This is a genomic window from Pseudomonas fluorescens, assembly GCF_003732425.1.
Lineage (GTDB): Bacteria > Pseudomonadota > Gammaproteobacteria > Pseudomonadales > Pseudomonadaceae > Aquipseudomonas > Aquipseudomonas fluorescens_BE.
This window is the reverse complement of record NZ_MOBX01000013.1, coordinates 44,951-67,016: the sequence shown is the minus strand read 5'-3', so window position 1 is coordinate 67,016 and position 22,066 is coordinate 44,951. Positions and strand designations below refer to the sequence as shown.

17 protein-coding genes and 4 pseudogenes are annotated in these 22,066 nt (G+C 58.6%); 7 read left to right on the top strand and 14 right to left on the bottom strand.

Translation table 11 applies throughout. The features are described from left to right. The first annotated feature begins 6 nt into the window (after positions 1-6). Positions 7-234, top strand: coding sequence for a twin-arginine translocase TatA/TatE family subunit (locus BK670_RS10730; protein ID WP_123449729.1), 228 nt, complete (start codon positions 7-9; stop codon positions 232-234). A 95-nt stretch (positions 235-329) separates the two neighbouring features. On the opposite strand, the gene BK670_RS10725 is transcribed toward BK670_RS10730, so the two are convergent. From BK670_RS10725 to BK670_RS10685, 9 genes and pseudogenes are all read right to left on the bottom strand, one after another. Then, complete coding sequence (locus tag BK670_RS10725) at positions 330-1,208, bottom strand: AraC family transcriptional regulator (protein WP_123449728.1); 879 nt, start codon at positions 1,206-1,208, stop codon at positions 330-332. A gap of 32 nt (positions 1,209-1,240) precedes the next feature. Then, a pseudogene (locus tag BK670_RS10720) lies at positions 1,241-1,575 on the bottom strand (XdhC family protein); the annotation flags it as partial. Positions 1,576-1,739: 164 nt separating this feature from the next. Beyond that, complete coding sequence (locus BK670_RS10715; RefSeq protein WP_185036764.1) at positions 1,740-2,084, bottom strand: antibiotic biosynthesis monooxygenase; 345 nt, start codon at positions 2,082-2,084, stop codon at positions 1,740-1,742. A gap of 482 nt (positions 2,085-2,566) precedes the next feature. After that, a complete protein-coding gene (locus BK670_RS10710; RefSeq protein ID WP_123449727.1) occupies positions 2,567-3,313 on the bottom strand; it encodes a YkgJ family cysteine cluster protein in 747 nt (248 codons plus the stop codon). A gap of 277 nt (positions 3,314-3,590) precedes the next feature. Then, positions 3,591-4,724 carry an NADH-dependent flavin oxidoreductase gene (locus tag BK670_RS10705; protein ID WP_123449726.1) on the bottom strand — a complete coding sequence of 378 codons (1,134 nt, stop codon included), beginning with the start codon at positions 4,722-4,724 and terminating at the stop codon, positions 3,591-3,593. A 119-nt stretch (positions 4,725-4,843) separates the two neighbouring features. After that, the gene (locus BK670_RS10700; protein WP_123449725.1) at positions 4,844-5,998 is read right to left on the bottom strand and encodes an aldo/keto reductase; all 1,155 of its coding nucleotides are present in this window, start codon (positions 5,996-5,998) and stop codon (positions 4,844-4,846) included. A gap of 187 nt (positions 5,999-6,185) precedes the next feature. Next, a pseudogene (locus tag BK670_RS30210) lies at positions 6,186-6,358 on the bottom strand (MFS transporter); the annotation flags it as partial. 462 nt (positions 6,359-6,820) lie between these two features. After that, the gene (locus BK670_RS10690) at positions 6,821-7,741 is read right to left on the bottom strand and encodes a universal stress protein (protein WP_123449723.1); all 921 of its coding nucleotides are present in this window, start codon (positions 7,739-7,741) and stop codon (positions 6,821-6,823) included. Positions 7,742-7,818: 77 nt separating this feature from the next. Next, positions 7,819-8,052 carry an Lpp/OprI family alanine-zipper lipoprotein gene (locus tag BK670_RS10685; RefSeq protein ID WP_123449722.1) on the bottom strand — a complete coding sequence of 78 codons (234 nt, stop codon included), beginning with the start codon at positions 8,050-8,052 and terminating at the stop codon, positions 7,819-7,821. 246 nt (positions 8,053-8,298) lie between these two features. On the opposite strand from BK670_RS10685, the gene fnr reads away from it, so the two are divergent. Next, entirely contained in the window at positions 8,299-9,045 is a 747-nt protein-coding gene (gene fnr / locus BK670_RS10680) for a fumarate/nitrate reduction transcriptional regulator Fnr (RefSeq protein ID WP_123449721.1), read from the top strand. A gap of 25 nt (positions 9,046-9,070) precedes the next feature. Beyond that, positions 9,071-10,054, top strand: a complete 984-nt coding sequence (locus BK670_RS10675; protein WP_123449720.1) for a zinc-dependent alcohol dehydrogenase family protein — start codon at positions 9,071-9,073, stop codon at positions 10,052-10,054. A 79-nt stretch (positions 10,055-10,133) separates the two neighbouring features. On the opposite strand, the gene BK670_RS10670 is transcribed toward BK670_RS10675, so the two are convergent. The 3 genes from BK670_RS10670 to BK670_RS10660 all read right to left on the bottom strand — a co-directional run bounded on the left by BK670_RS10670 (position 10,134) and on the right by BK670_RS10660 (position 12,734). Continuing rightward, positions 10,134-11,057, bottom strand: coding sequence for a universal stress protein (locus BK670_RS10670; protein ID WP_123449719.1), 924 nt, complete (start codon positions 11,055-11,057; stop codon positions 10,134-10,136). 160 nt (positions 11,058-11,217) lie between these two features. Beyond that, positions 11,218-12,459, bottom strand: coding sequence for an MgtC/SapB family protein (locus BK670_RS10665; RefSeq protein ID WP_123449718.1), 1,242 nt, complete (start codon positions 12,457-12,459; stop codon positions 11,218-11,220). 56 nt (positions 12,460-12,515) lie between these two features. Then, entirely contained in the window at positions 12,516-12,734 is a 219-nt protein-coding gene (locus BK670_RS10660; RefSeq protein WP_123449717.1) for a hypothetical protein, read from the bottom strand. A gap of 371 nt (positions 12,735-13,105) precedes the next feature. Between BK670_RS10660 and BK670_RS10655 the strand changes: the two genes are divergently transcribed. From BK670_RS10655 to BK670_RS10640, 4 genes are all read left to right on the top strand, one after another. Continuing rightward, positions 13,106-14,845: a dipeptidase gene (locus BK670_RS10655; RefSeq protein ID WP_123449716.1), complete on the top strand. Its 1,740-nt coding sequence runs from the start codon at positions 13,106-13,108 to the stop codon at positions 14,843-14,845. Between the two features lie 271 nt (positions 14,846-15,116). Then, the gene (gene mexE, locus BK670_RS10650; protein WP_077573018.1) at positions 15,117-16,370 is read left to right on the top strand and encodes a multidrug efflux RND transporter periplasmic adaptor subunit MexE; all 1,254 of its coding nucleotides are present in this window, start codon (positions 15,117-15,119) and stop codon (positions 16,368-16,370) included. 15 nt (positions 16,371-16,385) lie between these two features. After that, a complete protein-coding gene (locus BK670_RS10645) occupies positions 16,386-19,565 on the top strand; it encodes an efflux RND transporter permease subunit (protein ID WP_123449715.1) in 3,180 nt (1,059 codons plus the stop codon). Further along, entirely contained in the window at positions 19,562-20,983 is a 1,422-nt protein-coding gene (locus BK670_RS10640) for an efflux transporter outer membrane subunit (protein WP_123449714.1), read from the top strand. Before BK670_RS10645 ends, BK670_RS10640 begins: the two co-directional genes overlap by 4 nt. A gap of 206 nt (positions 20,984-21,189) precedes the next feature. On the opposite strand, the pseudogene BK670_RS10635 reads toward BK670_RS10640, so the two are convergent. After that, a pseudogene (locus BK670_RS10635) lies at positions 21,190-21,357 on the bottom strand (HlyD family secretion protein); the annotation flags it as partial. Next, a pseudogene (locus BK670_RS10630) lies at positions 21,342-21,974 on the bottom strand (FUSC family protein); the annotation flags it as partial. The pseudogenes BK670_RS10630 and BK670_RS10635, both read right to left, overlap by 16 nt. Positions 21,975-22,066 lie beyond the last annotated feature (92 nt).

The following is a 22,066-nucleotide window of genomic DNA, read 5'->3' as shown; positions in this document are numbered from 1 at the left end:
ATGCATATGGGTATTTTTGATTGGAAACACTGGGCCGTCATTTTGGTCGTGGTGGTCTTGGTCTTCGGCACTAAAAAACTGAAAACCCTGGGTACGGATATGGGGGAGACAATCAAAGGCTTTCGCAAAGCCATGAACGAGGACGAAAACAAACCTGACGAGCAGGCTTCTACCGTGCAAGCGCCCGTCAATACTATCCACCGGTTCGAGGCGGGAGAAGCCGAGAAAAATTAGGGGTTACGCACCTGCCGGTGGCCTCATATGGGAGAGCCGGGCAGGACAAAACAAAGGTCTCTGTTGCAGGCTCACCCCACAACTAACCAATCACGTCACAGGCGAATCCGTTTGATATCGCGCTGAGGTGGCTCACCAAACAGGCGACTGTATTCGCGGCTGAACTGCGATGAGCTTTCATACCCCACCAGCCCGCCCGCACTGCTTGCATCGATATTCTGGCTGAGCATCAACTGTCGAGCTGCTTGTAGCCGTAACTGCTTCTGATACTGCAGCGGGCTCATCCCGGTCACAGCCCGAAAGTGTTGGCGAAACGTGGAAGGACTCATATGCGCTTGTGCCGCCAGATCATCCATGCGCAACGCCTGACGGAAATTAACTTTGAGCCAGGCTAATGTCTTGGTAATTTGCTGACTGGGTGAACCGGCGGCAATCACATGCAGCAACTGCGGGCCATGGGTTCCGTTCAACAGCCGGGCAATGATCTCTTCCTTGATCAGCGGAGCGAGGGTCTCAATCCAGTGGGGCTCTTTGAGCAGGTCCACCAAGCGCCTCAGCGCATCCAGCAACCCCACATCCAAAGGCTGTACGGTCACCGGACGAAACGCGTCATCTCGCATACGCTGCGATAACCGCATACGCTCGGCGACCTGCATCACGGTGGCGCTGTCGAGTGCCAGCATCATGCCGAGGAATGGCTTGAGCACGCTGGCTTGAGTGACATGGGAAGTGACCGGGAGATCGACACTGGTCACCATCGACTCGCCGGGTGTATAGGGGAGGACTTCACTGCCGACGATCACCTGTTTGCCGCCTTGCAAGGTCACGCCAATTCCCAAGCCGTAGATGCAGTGCATGGGCGCCGTAACGGCTTTACGCCGATGCAGGCTCAGACCGGGAATCTCGGTGATGCGGTCACCATCGCCCGGTACCAGTTGGCTAACCGATCTGGCGAGACGCGTGACATCAGTCATGACTTGGTCGTTTGACACATCGCTATTCACATTCAAATCCCAAAAAAACAGACGTAGAGATGGGCACGGCTCACGCCGTAACTCACCCGAACAATGTCGGCCATGACCGCAAGTGCGATCTCTGCCGGGGTATTGCTTCCCAGTTTGTGTCCGATCGGCGCATGGATGCGATCAAACGCATCGTCGTCCAGCCCACCTATTCGTTTGCCCCTTTCCATGCGCTTGTGTGCTGGGAGCCGATGGCGCCGATATAAAATGCGGGTGTCCTGACGGCTTCGAGCAAGGTCAGGTCGTCAAGTCGAGGATCATGAGTCAAGGTGACAATAGCCGTCGCTGCGTGGCATCCGCCTTGGAAAATATAGCTGGCAAGCACGCAAAAATGAAAGGCGAACTCCAGGCGCAGCGCCGCCCGCTCGCTCGCTCGGCAATACATCTACCCATTTGTGCACCCCGAACCTCATTGTCACGAGTTATCCCGGCAATACTGAAGGCAATGGACACAGCGACACCCTTGAAAATCATTCGTGTTGCTCACGTTGATAAGCGCTGCGCTTGCACCTGCGCGACGACATTGAAGGAGCTGAAGAGCAACGCTTTGGCCGACGGTTGGCACGCCATGTGAAACAGATCGAGTTCCAGGCGTTGCGCCCTCTCCAGCGCTTGCTCCCCGTATTCCCTGGAGGACCAAAGAAGCTGCATGAGCGCGCGATCGCCTTCGTCACTCACCTGCACGCACGCTCTGATGAACCCTGGACATGAGCAGGTAAAGCGTTCGATACGGCTCATCAACGACGCCACCAGCTCAGGCATGTGGATAGGGTCGACGGTAAATTCAACGACGTGACTGAACCCGCAGCTTCGGCTTGACCAGGTCATGAAGGCTCTCCAAAAAAGTTATCGTACGGTCGACGTGCTCTTTCAGTGCTTACCGATTGGGTCGACCGAGCGCGCGTCGGCAAACACCGCATAGCGCTACGCGGGAGTACACAGCACATCGACACTTCCGGTTTTCATACCCATGTGAACAAGCGGTTGAATACGCTGCGCGGGGGCTCGCAATGCCCGGATCGAGCGCGGCCTGGAATGACCAGCGGGAATTTGCCGGCAAGGTTCGAGCGGAACCAACCAGGTCCAGGCGTCCTTTAATGTGCAGGGAGCCAGAAAAGAGGCCATTTGAGGTCCTTCATCGTTGATCAGCATGACCTCAGTATGCTGCGCCAACGAACCTCACTTCTTGCCCGATAAACGCGATTGATTGCCTGATTCAACGCTTATCAAGCAGCATCAACCCCGCCGACCTAGATATTTCTATATATTTCAGGAATGAAAGCTGCCCGAATCAATCAGAACGCCTGACACTACAGCACATGAAAAATGTAGTCAGTTGGCAGTTGGTCATCAAACGCCAAGCCCACCTGGTGAAGCTGCTGGCGCAACGCCGGAGCATCGACGCGGACCTTCCAGTTGGAACGAGCAGGCCCCACTTTTCCAGCATCGTAGCGGGCAATCGCCTCGGCGAGCTGTAGGCGATCTGGCAAGTACACCGCCAGCGCATTTCCTTTCCATGCAGCCACGTTCAGCCCCAAGGTTTCACACAGCGCAATTTTTGCCTGCGCATCCTCTCTGTCAGCCTGGCGGGAGCGTTCAATCTGATCAGCAAGAACCGGATCAACGATCCGATCTGTAAACAACACTTCACCCTCCTCCCAGACTTCGGGCGGGCAAATCTTGTTTTCCGGATCAAGCGCAATGAACGGATTGATCTCCGCCGGATATATACGACACACCAGCGGCCGCTCTTCGTAGATACCGCAACGACCGTCATCGCCGAGGCTTTGGCATTGCACCAGCGCATTGCCCGCAAACACTGCAACGGCCCGCACATGGGAATTACCGCAAGGCACCTCGACGGCGCGTCCTGCGGCGTGGGCAAACTGTTGCGGCCCAGCAGTCCAGATGGATTGCTCAAACGCCTCCAGTATGATCGCGACCTCATGCCCTCTTTCCAGCCACTGCCTTGTCTCGTTCAACGTCAGTGGAACCAACCGCCCCTTGCAGCAGATCCCGCAGCCATTGCACGCAAACCGGATGCTGTTGTTTTGCATATCGCTACTCGCCTGTATTTTCGACTTTCCACAGAAACACCCGCCACCTGCCTACAGCGCAGGCAGGTCTTGAGGCTCCTTGGGATTATGTGAAATGCAGAGCGGTTGCGTTTGCTCGATCGAGTGGCATCTTTGCTCGATTCAAGCGATCTCAAATACGGGACATTGAGGAGCAGTGGGAGCTACTCGTCGAGAGGTCTGGGCCTCCACACTGACGTTGATGTGGCTGAGGCACGCTGACTGAGGTTCGCAGCTGCGCACCACGGCCAAACCTACGTTACGGTGCGCTCTGGAGCTTGAACCAACCCGTGGTGGCCTCGATTACGCCCCACAGTTTTGGCGGAATTGCGATCTGCGAAACACGTGCGGGGTTCAGCGCCGTTTGAATCTGATCGTCGTGGCCTTTTTCTGCCAGTTCCACCCAGTCAGGATTTATGACAAGGCCCTGTCCAACCGCGACGAGCGACAGGCCGAGTTCAAGCGCTTCCTCGGCTTGGCGAGGCGTCTTGATCTGCCCGGCGGCAATCACCGGAGTGCGTCCGTCGACATGATCCAGAATCACCTTCGCCGTGGTCTTATCACCCTGTCCGTCGACAGGCACCGTTTCCAGCACGCTTCCCAAGGAGACGTGGAGATAGTCGATACCGCTTTCGATCAGTCCATCGACAAGCACGCAGGTGTCGTCGATACGCAATCCATTTTCACCAGATTCATCTGGCGAAATGCGATAGCCGAACAGGAACGGTCGATCGGCATGTGCCCTGATGACTCGATGAACCTCATGCACAACCGCCAATGGAAAACGCAGACGATTCTCGAGTGAGCCGCCCCACTCGTCATCGCGCTGGTTGAACTTCGGAGAGAAGAAATTCTGGATCAGAAATCCGTGGGCGCCATGCAGTTCTATGCCGTCAAATCCTGCCTCAATGGCACGACGCGTCGCCTCACCAAACGCGAGGATCACGTCGTGGATTTCTTCCGGGGTCATTGCGCGTGGGGTAGTGCTAACGCTGAACGCTCCCGCGTCGATGCTCACTGCGCTGGCACTGACAACGTCCGGCACTAACTCCAAAACGGCTTTGTTACCCGCGTGGAACAACTGCAGCACTGCCGTTGCACCACCGCTCTTCGCGGCCTTGGCCAATCGCTTGAGACTGGGAACGAATGTATCGTCGAATGCTGCAAATTCATCGGTGAATCCAATACCGTTGGCGAGCACGTGAGTGCAACCGGTAATCACCAGACCGACACCGTTTACCCGACGCTGGTAATAAGCAACTTCCTCGTCGGAGACTGTACCGTCGGCGTTGCCGGCCCACGTTGTCATAGGGGCCATCGCCACGCGATTGCGCAACACGATTCCGTTGTCGAACACAAACGGCTCGAACACCTTACGCGTAACCTGATTCATTTGAGTACCTGATAAAAAAACGGGGTGATCAATGACGCCCGTCTCTACACAGCGCCAAAACGCGCCGGGTGGAGGAAAATCGCTACTGGACGCCTTCGCCGGCTTTCACATTCTGACCGTCACTGGGTGATGTCGACGGCACGCATATGCATTGGGCTCATTCGACCACCGTGCACCGTCAGCTTTGCCAGAGCAGCATCCATTTTCAACAGTTCAGCGGACGTCAGCTTCACGTTGACGGATGCCAGGTTCTCCTGGAGGTGATTGAGCTTGCGTGTGCCTGGAATCGGGACGATCCAGGGCTTCTGCGCAAGCAACCATGCCAGAGCTATCTGGGCGGGAGTGGCATGCTTTTCCATTGCGAATTGCCTGAGCAAAGCAACGATTGGCTCGTTTGCTGCCAGGTTCTCGGGCGTGAATCGCTCAAACCCTGAACGCAGATCGGTCTTGGCGTCGAACCGTGTACTGCCATTCAGCGTACCGGGTAAATAGCCCATACCCAGCGGGCCCCAGCACACGAAACCAATGCCCAGTTGTTCACAGGTATCAAGGACTCCGTTGTGCTCGACGCTTCTCTCCATCACGGAGTATTCGGTTTGGACCGCCGTCACTGGATGAACGGCATGCGCTCGGCGAATGGTGCTTGCACTGGCCTCCGAGAGACCGAAGTGCAACACCTTGCCCTCTTTTATCAGGTCCTGGACCGTACCCGCGACATCCTCGATCGGTACATTTGGATCGACTCGGTGTTGATAGTAGAGATCGATGCGGTCGGTGCGCAGCCGCTTCAGCGAGCCCTCAAGCACCTTACGGATATGCTCCGGACGACTATTGAGTGCGCCACCGGCGTCCATGTCGAAACCGAACTTTGACGCGATGACAACAGCGTTGCGAAACGGCGAAAGCGCCTCACCTACCAATTCTTCATTGGTATACGGCCCATACACTTCGGCCGTATCAAAAAAAGTGACGCCCTGTTCATGGGCCGTGCGGATGACCTTGATGCCCTGCTCTTTGCCAGCAGGCGCCCCATAATTGGCGCTGATGTTCATGCACCCGACACCGAGTTCCGAGACTTCCAGCGAACCCAGCTTGCGCGTGTTTGTAACCCGCGCTCCGCTCACTGTTGCGCTATCCGGCGAGGTTGCCCAGGACAGCGGTGCAACACTCAAGCCGGCCCCTACGACCGCCCCGCCAATCAAAACGTCACGGCGACTGAAGCCTGGGTGATCCTGGAATGCGTTTTCTGATGTGCCTCTCTTATCCTGCTGCATGATCGCGCCCTATCTGTAAATTGCTGCCATGGGATAGACATTGGTTAAACCAGTCGATACCCCCGGGTAAATCCTGGCTTCAGTATGCGGCGCACCTGCCAGGATCATTTGCCCGTTTTGTCGACATCAATGCCTATTCCAAGGAATCGTCTGCGCATTTCAGACAGTCAGCTGATCGCGCGGTCGTTTACAGAGGGGAGTCCGTACCCAGGGAAAAGAACGCCGGGAACAACCAGATGCTCTGCCACTGGTGACCCGCAGGAGTGGAGTAGTAATCAGAGACATGGCCCGCGACCCAGAAACCGATCAGCATGCCAAAGCCGAGGTGGCCAGGGTAATCAGGCCCTGGGCCGAGCTTCTTTCTGGGCCGCGCAGGCCTGCCGTTTCATTGGGGGCGAAAATGGGGGCATCACTAGTTTTTTACAGCCTGAAACCACCGCCCTAGAGCCAAGTCAAAATGTTTTTTGGCGACCCTGACAGTCTCTAGGCTTCATCGGGCAGGTGTTGATCCGATCATTTCTGCGGTCGTACGGAATCAGGCGCAGCACTGCGCCAAAGATTGCTTCCTGAGTACTGCACATGCGGTGATGCGTTGTGGCTCACCAATGGCTGCATCCAACTGTTCCTGCTTCTGACGCTGATATCCCTTGTGACATCGATGATCCTGCTGCCTTACCTGTTCAGCAGTGTCTTTGCATTGAAATTGACCTGGCAGCCGGCCGGATGTTGTGGTCTGGAACGCTGACGTTGTAAGGCGAATCAGCGATCAGGCCTATGCCGATCCCGGCGCAGTTGACTTTTATCAACTGCGGCTCGAACCGGTCAGGCTGCAAAAGGTGGCGGCTTGACCATCATCAAGCTACACGGTGCACGGTTGACCAGGCATTGCGCCGTGCCGCCGATAAAACCGTCGAGGCCGTGATGGTAGGACGTGCCCAGCACCATCAGGTCGAACGCCTGTTCTCGGGCAAAGCGTTCGACCACCCGGTAAGGGATACCGGTCAGCAAGTGCCTGTGTTTTTCATCGACACCATAGCGCTCGGCCAGGGTGTCGAAAGCCTCTTGCTGAGTATCGGTGATCGCATCGCGCAGACTGTGATCCAGACTCAGGTTCGGCACACTCATCGCGGCGTCACCGACTACGGACCAATCGCTCACATTCAACAGATGCAACGACGCAGCGCATTTTGATGCCAATGTCGATGCCAGCTCGAGTATCCGGTCATTGAGCCCTTGGGTCAGGTCCTCAAGGTGGGACAGGTCTATGGCCGCCAGAATCTTCAACGGCTTCGGGTTCGCAGCGTCGGTGACCAGGTGCAGACAGGCCGGGCAATCGCGCAGCAACATCCAGTCCAGTGGTTGATGGAACGCCCAATCAAGGGCCGGAATATGGTGGGCGTCCTTGATCACCAGATCGGCGCGGAAGTCATTGACGTACTCAAGCACATGCGCCGGTGTGGACCTGGCCCAGACCACTTCGGTTGTCACTTGCACCTCAGCACCGCGTTGAAACCGGGCTTGCTGTTCCAGCCACTGGCGATGCATCTGCAAGTAGCCTTCACGCGCTTGCGCCATGGCGTTGTGGTCAAACAGACCGGCCAGCGCCAAGGCCTGGACATAATCGAACGCCACGATGTGCAACAACGCACCGCTGGCCCGGGCCAGTGCCTGGGCGCGATCAAACGCCGGAGTGCGGGTCATTTCGGCGGGTGCAATCAATAGAATCCGTTTGAGCCTGAACATCACGTCATTCTCCTGGCAATGCTTCGCCGGCCTGATTGCCAGCCCGACATCCGTGTCCGGTTTGTTCTCATCGCAGACTACTTGGGCGTCGCCTTTTCGGTCATCCGCTTGGCGCGCTGATTGGCTTCGTCAGCTGCACGTTGTGCCTGTTCAGCTTTCAATATCGCTTCGTCGGCCCGCAAACGTGCGGTTGCCGCGTTGTTTTCCGCAGACTCAAGTCGCGCATCGATTTCCTGGGCATGGCGGTGGCTGCATCCAGTGGCTGTCGCCATCAAGACACTCAGCACAATGATGGACAAGCGCATGTTCATGATTTCCCCTTGGTTAATCGCTGCTCTGCTAAATCGATGATCTGAGTATCTGACGATGTCCGCTATCGACTCTGATTTTTGTCAATTAATGACGCCGACAATGGGTGGCCGTGCAAATGGGCATTTGCATGCGCCTCGGTAAACCGGGCACCCCGCTCGTCCGTAATCAAGGTGAAAGGCCAAATGAAAAGCGTGTGCGTCGCTACGACACCTATGCTTATCACACACCTCAAAGGTACCTTTCCCATGCTTGAAGTTTCTTCCCCGCGCCCGCCCCTGCCTCTCAAGGCTGCGTGTTCCAACTGCAGTGTGGTGGAGTTGTGCCTGCCAATCGGCCTGACTGGACCGGATGTCGATCGACTCGACACGCTGATCGTGCAACGGCACAAGGTCAAAAAAGGCACTGCACTTTATCGCGCAGGGGATCCGCTACGCTCGCTGTACGCTGTGCGCACAGGCTCATTCAAAACCAGCGTGTTGTCCGTCGATGGCCGCGAACAAGTCACCGGCTTTCACATCCCCGGCGAAATGCTTGGCCTGGACGCTATCAGTGCCGACCAACATGCTTGCACTGCATATGCGCTGGAAGACAGCGAAGTCTGCCCGATTCACTTCGCCCAACTGGAAAAACTGGCGCAAAGCCTCCCGTCCCTGCAACACAATCTCAACAAACTGCTAAGCCGGGAAATCGTGCGCGACCACAGCATGTTGATGCTGATGGGCAACATGAATTCCGATGAGCGCCTGGCGGCGTTCCTGCTCAATCTCTCGCACCGTCTGAGCTCGCGAGGCTATTCCTCCAAAGAATTCGTGCTGAAAATGCGCCGCGAAGAAATCGGCTCCTACCTTGGCCTGCGACTGGAAACCATCTGTCGCGGCATTGCGCACCTGCGTGATCAGGGGTTGGTCGAGATCAGTGGGCGCGATGTGAAGATCCAGAACATGGACGGCCTCCTGCAGATGGTGTCTGGCTGTAATCGCCAGGCCCACTGAACGCGTCTGCAATGGAGCTTTGAACATGCGCGCCATGGTTCTGCATGCTCCCGGCCAGCCATTGCAATGCGAAGAGCGCTCTATTCCCCTGCCCGCACCCGATCAGATCCTCCTCAAAGTACTGGCCTGCGGGGTGTGCCGCACTGACCTGCATTTGCTCGATGGTGAATTGCCGCAAGCCGTATACCCGAGGGTGCCGGGCCATGAAATCGTTGGTGAAGTCACGGCGGTGGGCCAAGGCATCACGCCTGACTGGATCGGCCGACGAGTCGGCGTGCCCTGGCTGGGCTGGACGTGCGGCGTGTGTGAGTTCTGTCGTTCGGGTCGGGAGAACCTGTGTGATCAGGCGCAGTTCACCGGTTGTCATCTGGACGGTGGCTACGCTGAATACACGGCTGCCGATCCGCGCTTTTGCTTTGCCCTTCCCGAGTCCCTTTCAGACCAGCAAGCCGCGCCCCTGCTGTGTGCCGGGCTGATCGGCTTTCGCGCACTGCAAATGGCTCGCGGCACTCAGCATCTGGGGCTCTACGGGTTCGGCGCGGCGGCGCACCTGGCGATTCAGGTCGCACTCGGGCGCGGTCAGAAGGTGTACGCGTTTACCCGTCCCGAGGACGATATCGGACAAGCCTATGCCCGTTCCCTGGGTGCTGAATGGGCGGGGCCTTCCGATCAGCCGCCACCGCACCTGCTCGATGCCAGCCTGATATTCGCCCCGGTGGGCGCACTGGTACCGGCGGCGCTGGCAGTGACGGCCAAGGGCGGCTGTGTGGTTTGCGCCGGGATTCACATGAGCGACATCCCGGCGTTTCCGTATCGTTTGTTGTGGGGTGAGCGCAGTGTCCGCTCGGTCGCCAACCTGACCCGCGAAGACGGCACTGCGTTTTTCCAGGAGCTACGCGACACCCCCGTGCACTGCGACATCACCCGATTTGCCCTGGAGTACGCCAACCAGGCCCTGGCGTTTTTACGAGCGGGGCAATTCAACGGTGCGATCGTGCTCACGCCGTGACGGCTGGCCTGACCGCCAGAATGCTCCCGGGCACCTAATACAGCGCACGCTCGGCACCGGCGCTGTGGGCCGGCAAGGTTCAAGACTGCAATGTTTGTTGCGGCTTGATCGCCAGCACACTGCACGGCGCTCGATGCAGCAGCTGTTCGGCCGTGGTGCCCAGTAACTTGCTCAGCCCGTGGTGTTGCACCGTTCCCATCACGATGACGTCAACCTGCTGCTCAACGGCGAACTCGCAAATACTCGGTACCGGCGCGCCCTCGATAAAATGCCGGCGCGAGTCCGGGACACCGTGTCGTTCAGCCAGCGCCGCAAACGCCTCATGCTGCGCACTGCCCTGCGCTTCATAGATACCGGTCGCTAACGGCAAGGCGCCGAAGGCCATGTCCGTGGCGTAAACCGCCGCCCAGTCATACACATGCACCAGTTCGAGCCTGGCATCACATTGCTCAGCCAGCCGGGTGGCGGCATTGAGGATCTGGTCGTTGAACAGGCAATCCTGTTCTTCGCTACGCATGACATCGACGATGGCCAGTACATTGCGTGGCCGTGGATGCGTATCGTCGGTCACCAAATGCACTGGCACGGGGCAGTCGCGCAACAGCTGCCAATCCAGTGGAGTGTAAAAAATCCGCTCCAGCGCGGACTCGTGCCGGGCATCTTTGATGATCAACATCACCGGCATTTCGTTGACGAACTGCAGAATCTCGGCAAACGGATCGTGGACCCAGACCACCTCAGCGGTGACCTTGATGTGATGCCTTTCCAGCAGTGACGCCTGCTCTGTGAGCCACTGACGATGGGTGCGCAGATAACCATCACGGGCCAGGCGGATTTGCTCAGGGGCAAACAGGCCTGCCACCGCCAACGCTTGCACATAGTCAAAGGCCACGATGTGCAGCGGCAGTTGCATCGCCTGCGCCAGTGCGGCGGCGCGCTCAAACGCGGGCGTGCGCTCCATGGCTGGAGGAGCGATCAACAGTAAACGCTGAGTTTGCGACATGGGGACCTCGGCACACGGCCAGCTTGAAGGAATAGACCTTCAGCGTGAACGATGCGGCCGCCGGCCAATTGATTTTTGTCAGCAACAGCCCGGATTTTGACCCGAGCCAAAATACCTGCCGTTTCAACCTTTTGGAGCAAGGTTGCGCGCCGGTCTGCGATCAGAGCAACAAGGTGCCCGCCCACATCGCCAGCGTCAGCAATAGCTGGCCCGGGATCACATAGGCGGCGAAGCGTTTGCCGCCACTGATCCAGGCCACCACACACTTACTCACCGAGTTACTGCTGACGGCAATCAGTGCGGGCGCTGCTATGGCGTCATAAGGCAACTGCCCCGCCTTGGCCAGACTCGCCACAGAGGCCGTAGCGGAGTGCGCATCGGCAAACCCTGTGAGTGTCGCTGTGAGCATCACACCCACCTCACCAAAGTGGCTGAGCATTGCCGATGACAGCACCGTGATGCTGGTGATGGTCAGGGTCACGATTAAGGCGAGTTTGAGGTTGAACACCTTCGCCGTCTTGATCGGTTCGCTTTGAGTGCCCCGCCTCGGGTCGGGAAACATCAGGCAGGCGCCATACAATGCTGTTGCCACCAGACCGAAACACAAGGGTGCCCACAGGCTGCGCAACAAGCCCGGATCAACCGTGGCGAGGATCAGCCCGACCTGAATCATCGTGGCGAGATTGGACAGAATAGCGGCGGCGCTGAGGATTCTGATGTTGTCCGGTTCATGGGCGACCCGTTGGCCCATGGTGGCGATCGTCAAGGTACTGGAAGCGAACCCGGAGGCTATCGCACTGATGACATAGCCATAGCGTGAGCCCAGCGCACGCACGGCGATATGGCCCGTCGCGCCCACCAGCATCAGCAACACCGTCAGGGTACAAACGGTGCGCAGATTGATCGCCGCATACGGGCCGATGTAACGATCCGGTGCCAATGGCAGTACCACCAGGGCTGCGATCAGCAAGACCAGGCCGTCGCGCATTTCAGCCTCGGTCAACTGGCTATTGGCAAAGTGATGCAGTTTTTCGCGATACGTCAGCAGCCCCGCGATCACCACCGCAAGGGCGATCGCCAGCGCCGGCGCGCTGGCGCACAACGCGCCCAAGACCAACACCGTGAGTAACGCCACCTCGCTGGTGACGCCGGGGTCATCACTGAGGCTGCGCCAGTACGCGACGCTGATCAGCAACGTCACACACACCGCCATGATCCCCAACAGCAAGCCTCCGCCTACCAGCAGCGCCACATAGCCCAACAACGCGGTAATGGCGAACGTGCGCAAGCCGGCGCAATGTCGCGCGTTGCCGGTGCCCTTGTGCCGTTCACGCTCAAGCCCGATGAGCAAGCCAATCCCCAGTGCCATTGCAGCACCCGAAAGATCGAATATTTCACTCATGACGTGGCCTGTCCTGCAGGGCTTTTACGCGCTGCTCTGTGCTTGACTCAGCGGGTTCATACAAGGCTCGCGACGTCCACACGACGAGCCATGACTGGCGCCGTCAGCAACGTCTGACCGAAGGCGTGGGGCCAGACATGCGGCGCGTCGATACGAGCCTGAAGCCGATCGACGAAGGCTTGTGCAGTTGGCTGGTGTTTGAAGCTCACTTCCCAGTCATCCAGATGCACGACCCAGCCATGGGGTGCCTGTCTCTCAGTAATCTTGATGTTCATGGAAAGCCTCGGTGGAAACCGCTGACGAATGAAACGACAGCCCCATCAAGCCCAATGCAAATCGCGACTTTCAGGGTGGCCATGGTGACTTCTCCCTGCGCCAGCGGCGCATTTGAGTTCAGCACAGGATCAGAGTGTGGGCCGGGCCTCCAGGCCGGAAGTTGATAATCGTCAACTATCCGTGGATGAGCTGCAGCGCCCGAAGATGCCGGCCCGGGCTTTTTCATTTGTGCGCCGCTTTTGCGTTTTTGTGCGACAGATCCCGTTTAAGGACTCCCGCAAGGCTCTAGCACGGTGTTAGTTTGTAAGTGTATGTGTCTCAACGTTGAGACACGCCTTACTCACTGCCCTGCAAAGGAATGCCCTTCGTAATGAATGTCCCTTTCAAGCAATTGGCTGCCACCACGTTAATGCTGGCCGGCCTTGCCGTGTTCACGGCGCCCGCGCAAGCCAATATCACCCCGCAACAGAGCGCTGAAATCCTCAAGCGCTACAGCGCTGAAAAAGCCACTGACTTCCGCCAGTTCCTCGGCAATCTGGGCAAGAGCGATCTGGCGAAAACCGCTGACATCGGCACGGCCATTGGCGCTTATCTCGATAACAAAACTTTAAACGCCGATCAGCAAAACGAAATCTATCGTTTGCTCGGGATCTACACGCGAGCGAAGTACAGCGCTGCCGCCACCGAAACCCTGCGCGAACTGGTGGAGATTCCGACCTATCGCAAGGACGGCGTTGAGCAGCACGACAACCCGGAATTCATCAAGATCGCGGCGAAGATCCAGAGCCTTGCCGAGTCCTTCAATCTGAAATTCCGCAACATCGACAACCGCGTCTACGAGATCTCCCTCGACGGTAGCGGCGATGAAGTGGTCGGCATTCATGCGCACGCCGACGTGGTGCCAGTGACGCCGGAAAACTGGGTGCTCAAGGATGGCACCCGCCTCGACCCGTTCAAGATCACCCTGATCGACGATCGCATGTACGGTCGCGGCACCGAAGATGACAAGAACGGCATCGTCGTCACGCTCTATGCGATGAAAGTCATCAAGGAAGAAAAACTGCCGCTGGTGCGCAACTTCAAGCTGCTGGTCGACACCACCGAAGAAACCACGGGCGACGCGATTCCGTACTACTTCGAGCGCAACCCGACGCCGAACTACAACCTCGCACTGGACGGTGGCTACCCGGTAGTCATTGCCGAGAAAGGCTACGGCACCGTCATGGCTAACTTTGCCAAGCGCAAAGGTGAAGGCAAAGGTGCGGAGATCATCTCGATGACCGGTGGTTTGGCGACCAATCAGATTCCGTCGGCGTCGGTTGCCACGCTGGTGAGCGACAAACCTGCCGAACTCGCCGCTAGCCTGCAAAAAGCCGGCACCGAATATGCCAAGCGCAACGGTGGCAACTTTGAAGTGAGCGCCAAGGTCGACGGCAAAGACGTCAAGCTGACCGTGACGGGCGTATCTGCGCACTCCTCCGAGCCTGAATCCGGGGTCAACCCGGTGGCGCGCATGCTCGACTTCATCAATAGCGTTGATGGCAAGGTCGCGCTCAAGCACAACCACATCACCGATGCCGCGCGTTATGCCGCCGACAACTGGGGGCTGGATTACCTCGGTAACAAACTGGGTGTCGGTTTCTCCGATGCCTTCATGGGGCCGCTGACGACCTCGCTGACTTACGTCGCAATGGACGACAAAGCCTTCAAACTCGCGGTCAACCTGCGTGTTCCGAAGGGCAAGTCGCCGGAGAAGCTGAAGGCTGAAATCGCTGAGAAACTGGCAGCGTGGAGCAAGAAGAGTCACGTCGCCGTTGCCTTCGACTATTCAGTTGCCGAACCGATGTACCGCAACCCCGAGGGTGAATGGGTCAAGGCGCTGCTGGCGGTATCGACTGAAAACCTTGGCATGAAACACGAGTTCGGCACCTCCGCTGGCGCCACCTCGGTGCATGAGCTGCCGAACGGCGTGCAATTCGGTCTGGCCATGCCGGATGTGAAATACACCGGTCACACCGATGGCGAGTTCAAGACCGTGGAGCAATTCCAGCTGGATCTGCAGATCGTGACTGAAATGATCGGGCGCATCGGCCAGTTGCCGAAACTCTGAAGCTTGTGTGGCGAGGGACCCTGCTCCCTCGCCACAATTATTAATCCCCGCATAATCCCTGCCGCGCAGCCTCGCCCTGACTTTTGCACACCGGGCAACACAGAATTGCCATCAAGCCGATTGATAGCCACCTAACGAAAGGTGCATGCTAGAGGGCTCGTTCGGGTCTTATATCATTCCGAATGATAGTTACCTTTGCTTCATTCGATTCGTGCCATCACAACCCGCCGAGCATCATCCGCCCATCTTCAATACATTGGCGGATGCATCCATGGAACAGTCACTCAAACATTTGCGCTTCCCGTTGGCCATGTTGGCCGTACTGGTGATGAGCGCCTGCGGCAAGACTCCGGAGACTGCCGCCACCATGCCCGCTGCGAAAGTCAGCGTAGCCAAGGTGTTGGAACAACCGGTCAACGAGTGGGACGAATTCACCGGGCGCCTCGAAGCGCCGGAAACCGTTGAAATCCGTCCACGGGTCTCCGGCCAGATCGACGACGTCGCTTTCACAGAGGGCGCACTGGTCAAGAAAGGCGACCTGCTGTTCCAGATCGATCCGCGTCCATTCCAGGCTGAGGTGCGCCGCCTCGAAGCCCTGGTCGCTCAATCCCGCGCCAACGCCACCCGCAGTGAAAATGAAGCCGGGCGTGGTGAACGCCTGCGTGCCAGCAACGCCATTTCCGCCGAACTGGCCGACTCGCGCACCAGCGCAGCTCAAGAAGCCCGCGCCGCCGTCGGTGCCCTGCAAGCGCAACTGGATCTGGCCAAACTGAACCTCAGCTTCACCCGCGTCACCGCGCCGATCAGTGGCCGCGTCAGCCGTGCCGAGATCACCGCCGGCAACCTGGTGACCGCCGACACCACACCGCTGACCAGCGTGGTTTCCACCGATCGCGTCTACGCCTACTTCGACGCCGATGAGCGTGTGTTCCTCAAATACACCCAGCTCGCCCGTAACGGTCAACGCGGCGCCACCACTCCGGTGTACATGGGCCTGTCCAACGAAGACGGCAACCCGCACCTCGGTCAGATGAACTTCGTCGACAACCAGGTCAACCCGAAAACCGGCACCATCCGTGGTCGCGCGGTGTTCGACAACAGCGACGGCACCTACACCCCGGGCCTGTACGCACGCTTGAAACTGGTCGGCAGCGGCACCTACAACGCCATGCTGATCAACGACGAAGCGGTCGGTACTGACCTGGGCAAGAAGTTCGTACTGGTGATGGATGCGGACAATAAAACCGCGTACCGCGCCGTTGAACTGGGTCCGAAGATCGAAGGCCTGCGCATCGTCCGTAACGGTCTGAACAAGGACGACACGATCATCGTCAAGGGTCTGCAACGGGTTCGTCCTGGCTCCCCGGTCACCCCTGAAGTGGTGCCGATGGCCAGCGAACAGACCATCGCGGCACTCGCTCAACAACGTCAAGCGCTGGAAGCCAGCAACCTGCCCAAAGTCGCCCCTGCCAAAGGCGCGTCCGGTTCGGTTGTGAAGCTGGCTGCTACGACCCCACGCGGTTAAGGGACGACAACTCCGATGAATTTTTCCCAATTCTTCATTTCACGGCCGATCTTCGCAGCGGTGCTATCGCTGTTGATCCTGATCGCCGGTGCGATCTCGCTGTTCCAGCTACCGATCAGCGAATACCCGGAAGTCGTGCCGCCAACCGTGGTGGTGCGTGCCAACTTCCCGGGCGCCAACCCTAAAGTCATCGGTGAAACCGTGGCCGCTCCGCTGGAGCAGGCCATCACCGGCGTCGAGAACATGCTCTACATGTCCTCGCAGTCGACCGCCGACGGCAAGATCACCCTGACCATCACTTTCGCCCTGGGCACTGACCTGGACAACGCGCAAGTGCAGGTGCAAAACCGGGTGACCCGTACCGAGCCAAAACTTCCCGAGGAAGTGACGCGCATCGGTATCACCGTCGACAAAGCCTCGCCCGACCTGACCATGGTTGTGCACTTGACCTCGCCGGACAAGCGCTACGACATGCTCTACCTGTCCAACTACGCGATCCTCAACATCAAAGATGAGCTCGCTCGTCTGAACGGTGTCGGTGACGTGCAGTTGTTCGGTATGGGCGACTACTCGCTGCGGGTCTGGCTCGATCCGAACAAGACTGCTTCGCGTAACCTGACCGCGACCGACGTCGTGACCGCGATCCGTGAGCAGAACCGTCAGGTCGCGGCCGGTCAACTCGGCGCGCCCCCTGCCCCGAATGCCCAGAGCTTCCAGCTGTCGGTCAACACGCAGGGCCGTCTGGTCTCCGAGGAAGAGTTCGAGAACATCATCATTCGCGCAGGCGATAACGGTGAAATCACTCGCCTGAAAGACATCGCTCGCGTCGAGCTGGGCTCCAGCCAATACGCGCTGCGTTCGTTGCTGGACAATCAGCCGGCAGTGGCCATTCCGATCTTCCAGCGTCCAGGCTCCAATGCCATCGACATCTCGAACGATGTTCGCGGAAAAATGGACGAGCTGAAGAAAAACTTCCCGCAAGGCATGGACTACAGCATTGTCTATGACCCGACGATCTTCGTACGCGGTTCGATCGAGGCGGTGGTTCACACCCTCTTCGAAGCGCTGATCCTCGTGGTACTGGTGGTAATCCTGTTCCTGCAGACCTGGCGCGCCTCGATCATTCCGTTGGTGGCGGTGCCGGTATCGTTGATCGGTACGTTTGCAGTGATGCACCTGTTTGGCTTCTCGCTCAACGCGTTGTCACTGTTCGGCCTGGTACTGGCCATCGGTATCGTGGTGGACGACGCCATCGTGGTGGTGGAGAACGTCGAACGGAACATCGAACTCGGACTGACACCGGTCGAAGCGACCAAACGGGCGATGCGTGAAGTCACCGGCCCGATCATCGCAACGGCACTGGTGCTGTGTGCGGTGTTTGTTCCGGCGGCGTTCATCTCCGGCCTCACCGGGCAGTTCTACAAGCAGTTCGCACTGACCATCGCGATCTCGACCGTGATCTCGGCGTTCAACTCGCTGACCCTGTCGCCAGCACTGGCCGCTGTGTTGCTGAAAAGCCATGACGCGCCGAAAGACCGTTTCTCCAAGGTGCTCGACAAGATCTTCGGTGGCTGGTTGTTCCGTCCGTTCAACCGCTTCTTCGACCGTGCCAGCCATGGCTACGTCGGCACCGTGCGCCGGGTTATCCGTGGCAGCGGCATCGCCCTGCTGTTGTACGCAGGCCTGATGGTGCTGACCTTCTTCGGTTTCTCCAGCACGCCGACCGGTTTCGTACCCGGCCAGGACAAGCAATACCTGGTGGCCTTCGCGCAACTGCCGGACGCCGCAAGCCTGGATCGCACCGAAGACGTGATCAAGCGCATGTCCGACCTCGCCCTGAAACAGCCAGGCGTGGAAAGCGCCGTAGCGTTCCCGGGCCTATCGATCAACGGCTTCACCAACAGCCCGAACGCCGGCATCGTGTTCGTGACCCTGAAACCGTTCGACGAACGTAAAGACCCGAGCATGTCCGCCGGTGCGATTGCCGGTGCCTTGAACGGTCAGTACGCGAACATTCAAGAAGCGTACATGGCGATCTTCCCGCCACCGCCGGTACAAGGTCTGGGCACCATTGGTGGTTTCCGCCTGCAAATCGAAGACCGGGGCAACCTGGGCTACGACGAGCTGTACAAAGAAACCATGAACATCATCAACAAGAGCCACAACGTGCCGGAACTGGCAGGCCTGTTCACCAGTTACACCGTGAACGTGCCGCAGGTCGATGCTGCCATCGACCGTGAGAAAGCCAAGACCCACGGCGTGGCCGTCAGCGACATCTTCGACACCTTGCAGATCTATCTGGGTTCGCTGTATGCCAACGACTTCAACCGCTTCGGGCGCACCTATCAGGTCAACGTTCAGGCCGAACAACAGTTCCGCCTCGAATCCGATCAGATCGGTCAGCTGAAAGTCCGTAACAACAAAGGCGAAATGATCCCGCTGGCGACCTTCATCAAGGTCAGCGACACCTCGGGCCCGGATCGCGTGATGCACTACAACGGCTTCATCACCGCAGAAATCAACGGCGCCGCAGCCCCCGGCTACAGCTCCGGCCAGGCTGAAAAAGCCATCGAGAAACTGCTGAAGGATGAGCTGCCGAACGGCATGACCTACGAGTGGACCGACCTGACCTACCAGCAGATTCTTTCCGGCAACACTGCGCTGTTCGTGTTCCCGCTCTGCGTACTGCTGGCGTTCCTGGTGCTCGCCGCTCAATACGAAAGCTGGAGCCTGCCACTGGCGGTGATCCTGATCGTACCGATGACCCTGCTGTCGGCCATTACCGGCGTGATCATCTCGGGCGGTGACAACAACATCTTCACCCAGATCGGTTTGATCGTACTGGTGGGACTTGCCTGTAAGAACGCGATTCTGATCGTCGAGTTCGCCAAGGATAAGCAGGAAGAAGGCCTCGATCCGCTCGCGGCGGTACTGGAAGCCTGCCGTCTGCGTCTGCGGCCGATCCTGATGACCTCCTTCGCGTTCATCATGGGTGTGGTGCCACTGGTGTTCTCCAGCGGTGCCGGTGCCGAGATGCGTCACGCCATGGGTGTGGCGGTGTTCTCCGGGATGCTCGGGGTGACCTTCTTCGGTCTGTTGCTGACGCCAGTGTTCTACGTACTGATCCGTAACTTTGTTGAACGCGGTGAGCAGCGCAAAGCGGCCAAGGCCCTGAAATTGGAGGCGCAACAATGAGTCTGAAAGTCTTCCTGCCGAGTCTGCTGGTGCTGGCACTCAGCGCCTGCGCCGTCGGCCCCGACTACAAGACCCCAGCCACGGAGGCGGCCAATATCACGGCTGCCACCGACGGCGCCGCCGGGCAAAAGAACTTCGACCGTTCGAAATTCGAAGGCATCTGGTGGCAGCAATTCGACGATCCGACCCTCAACCAGTTGGTGACCCAATCGCTGCAAGGCAACCGTGAACTGCGCGTGGCGTTCGCCCGCTGGAAAGCCGCCCGGGCGATCCGCGACGACGCCAGCAACGACGCGATGCCGACCATTACCAGTCGCGCCAGCAGTGATCTGGCCAAGGGGCAAATCCCCGGCCAGACCACCAACCGGGTCAATAGCGAACGCTATGACCTCGGCCTGGACATGGCCTGGGAACTGGATTTGTTCGGGCGCATCCAGCGCAATCTGGAAGCCAGCGACGCCGACCAGCAAGCCGCCGAAGCCGATCTGTATCAACTGCAAGTCACCATGATTGCCGAACTGGTGGACGCCTACGGTCAACTACGTGGTGCGCAACTGCGCGAAAAAATCGCCGTGGCCAACCTGAATAACCAGCAGGAGTCGCGCAAGATCACCATCAGCCTGCGTGATGCGGGTGTTGGCGATCAGCTCGATGTCGAACGGGCCGATGCCCGTCTGGCCTCGGTCGAAGCCAGCGTACCGCAGTTGCAGGCGGAACAGGTTCGGCAGAAAAACCGCATCGCCACTCTCTTGGGCGAACGTCCGGACAAGCTGACCGTGGATCTGAGCCCGAAAGACTTGCCGGCGATTGCCAAGGCCTTGCCGATCGGTGACCCGGGCGAACTGCTACAGCGTCGCCCGGACATCCTCAGCGCCGAACGGCAACTGGCCTCGGCCACTGCTCGAATCGGCGTGGCGAAAGCCGATCTGTTCCCACGGGTCAGCCTCAGCGGTTTCCTCGGCTGGACAGCCGGACGGGGTTCGCAGATTGGTTCTTCGGCAGCCAATGCCTGGGCGCTCGGCCCGAGCATTACCTGGGCGGCGTTCGATCTAGGCAGCGTGCGTGCCCGTTTGCGCGGCGCCGATGCGGATGCCGAAGGCGCGCTGGCGACTTACGAGCAACAAGTGCTGTTGGCTCTGGAAGAGTCGGAAAACGCTTTCAGCGATTACGGCAAGCGTCAGCAACGCCTGATCTCGTTGATCCGTCAGAGTGAATCAAGCCGCAAGGCAGCCGACCTGGCTGAAATCCGCTATCGCGAAGGCACGACTGATTTCCTCGTGCTGCTCGACGCACAGCGTGAACGGCTGAACGCCGAAGACAGCCAGGCCCAGGCCGAAGTCGACCTGTATCGCGGCATTGTCGCGATCTACAAGGCCCTCGGCGGTGGCTGGCAACCGGAGACCGTGGCCAGCAAGTAATCGATTGTTAAAGAGCTCCTTTGGTTGGCCGCAACCAACCAAATTCTTTACCCCGCGTATCATTCGGTCGCGGGGTTTTTTTATGCCTCGCCACATCACCCGAACGCCACTGTTCCCCTGTAGGAGCTGCCGAAGGTAGCGATCTTTTGACTTGCCTTTAAAAGAGCAGATCAAAAGATCGCAGCCTTCGGCAGCTCCTACAGGGATCAGTTTTCCAGAACAGTGACGGTGGCCGTGGTCCCTGCACGCAGGCGGTTTTTGCCAGCGTAGTCGCCATCGATCTCGATCCGCACCGGCACCCGCTGCGCGAGTTTCACCCACGTGTAACTCGGGTTGATATTGGCCAGCAGCCGACTGCCCGGCGCTGGAACCCGGCCTCGCTTTCTTCCGTGCGAAGCACTGCCGCAGCGTGGCTGGCAGCCAGTTTGATCACCTGATCGACTTTGGCGAAATAGCCCTTGGCCACGGCTTGCGGGCGTGCCGTCAGCAGGCTGACCACACATACGCACGCTACGGCCAGCAAGGTTTCGGTAACGCGGGTAACCGCCAACAGAAACGTGCCGTCCTGGTCCGGGATCGCCAACAACGCCACGACTACAGCGGTATAACCACTGAGCACAAACGCTTGCGAACTGGTGTAACGCAGCAACGTACCGCCTGCCGTACACAACGCCAGCCACAGGGCCAGGGTGGCGATGAAGGGCAACGGAGCCTGCGGAAAAATCGCCATGATCAACACCGCCACCGCTGCCCTGAGGGTCGTGCCGATTACCTGACCGAAACTGCGTGCCAGCGCCATCCCGGCCAACGGCTGGCTGACAATGACCACCGCCATGATCGACCACTTGGGCTGATCGAGATCGAACAAAAATGCCAGATACAACGTCAGCAACCCCGCCGCTATGGTGCGCAGGGCAAACAGCAGGACAGCCTGACCGGGGTGGATCACGGCCTTGAAGTAATTGAACAGGGCTTGCATGGGCACACTCATCGAAGCGACTTCTGCAAGCGTAGACACTGCATCGAAAGCCTGACGGGTAACTGAGTCGACGCAGTTTGTAGGGCGATTCGCATGCAAGGGTT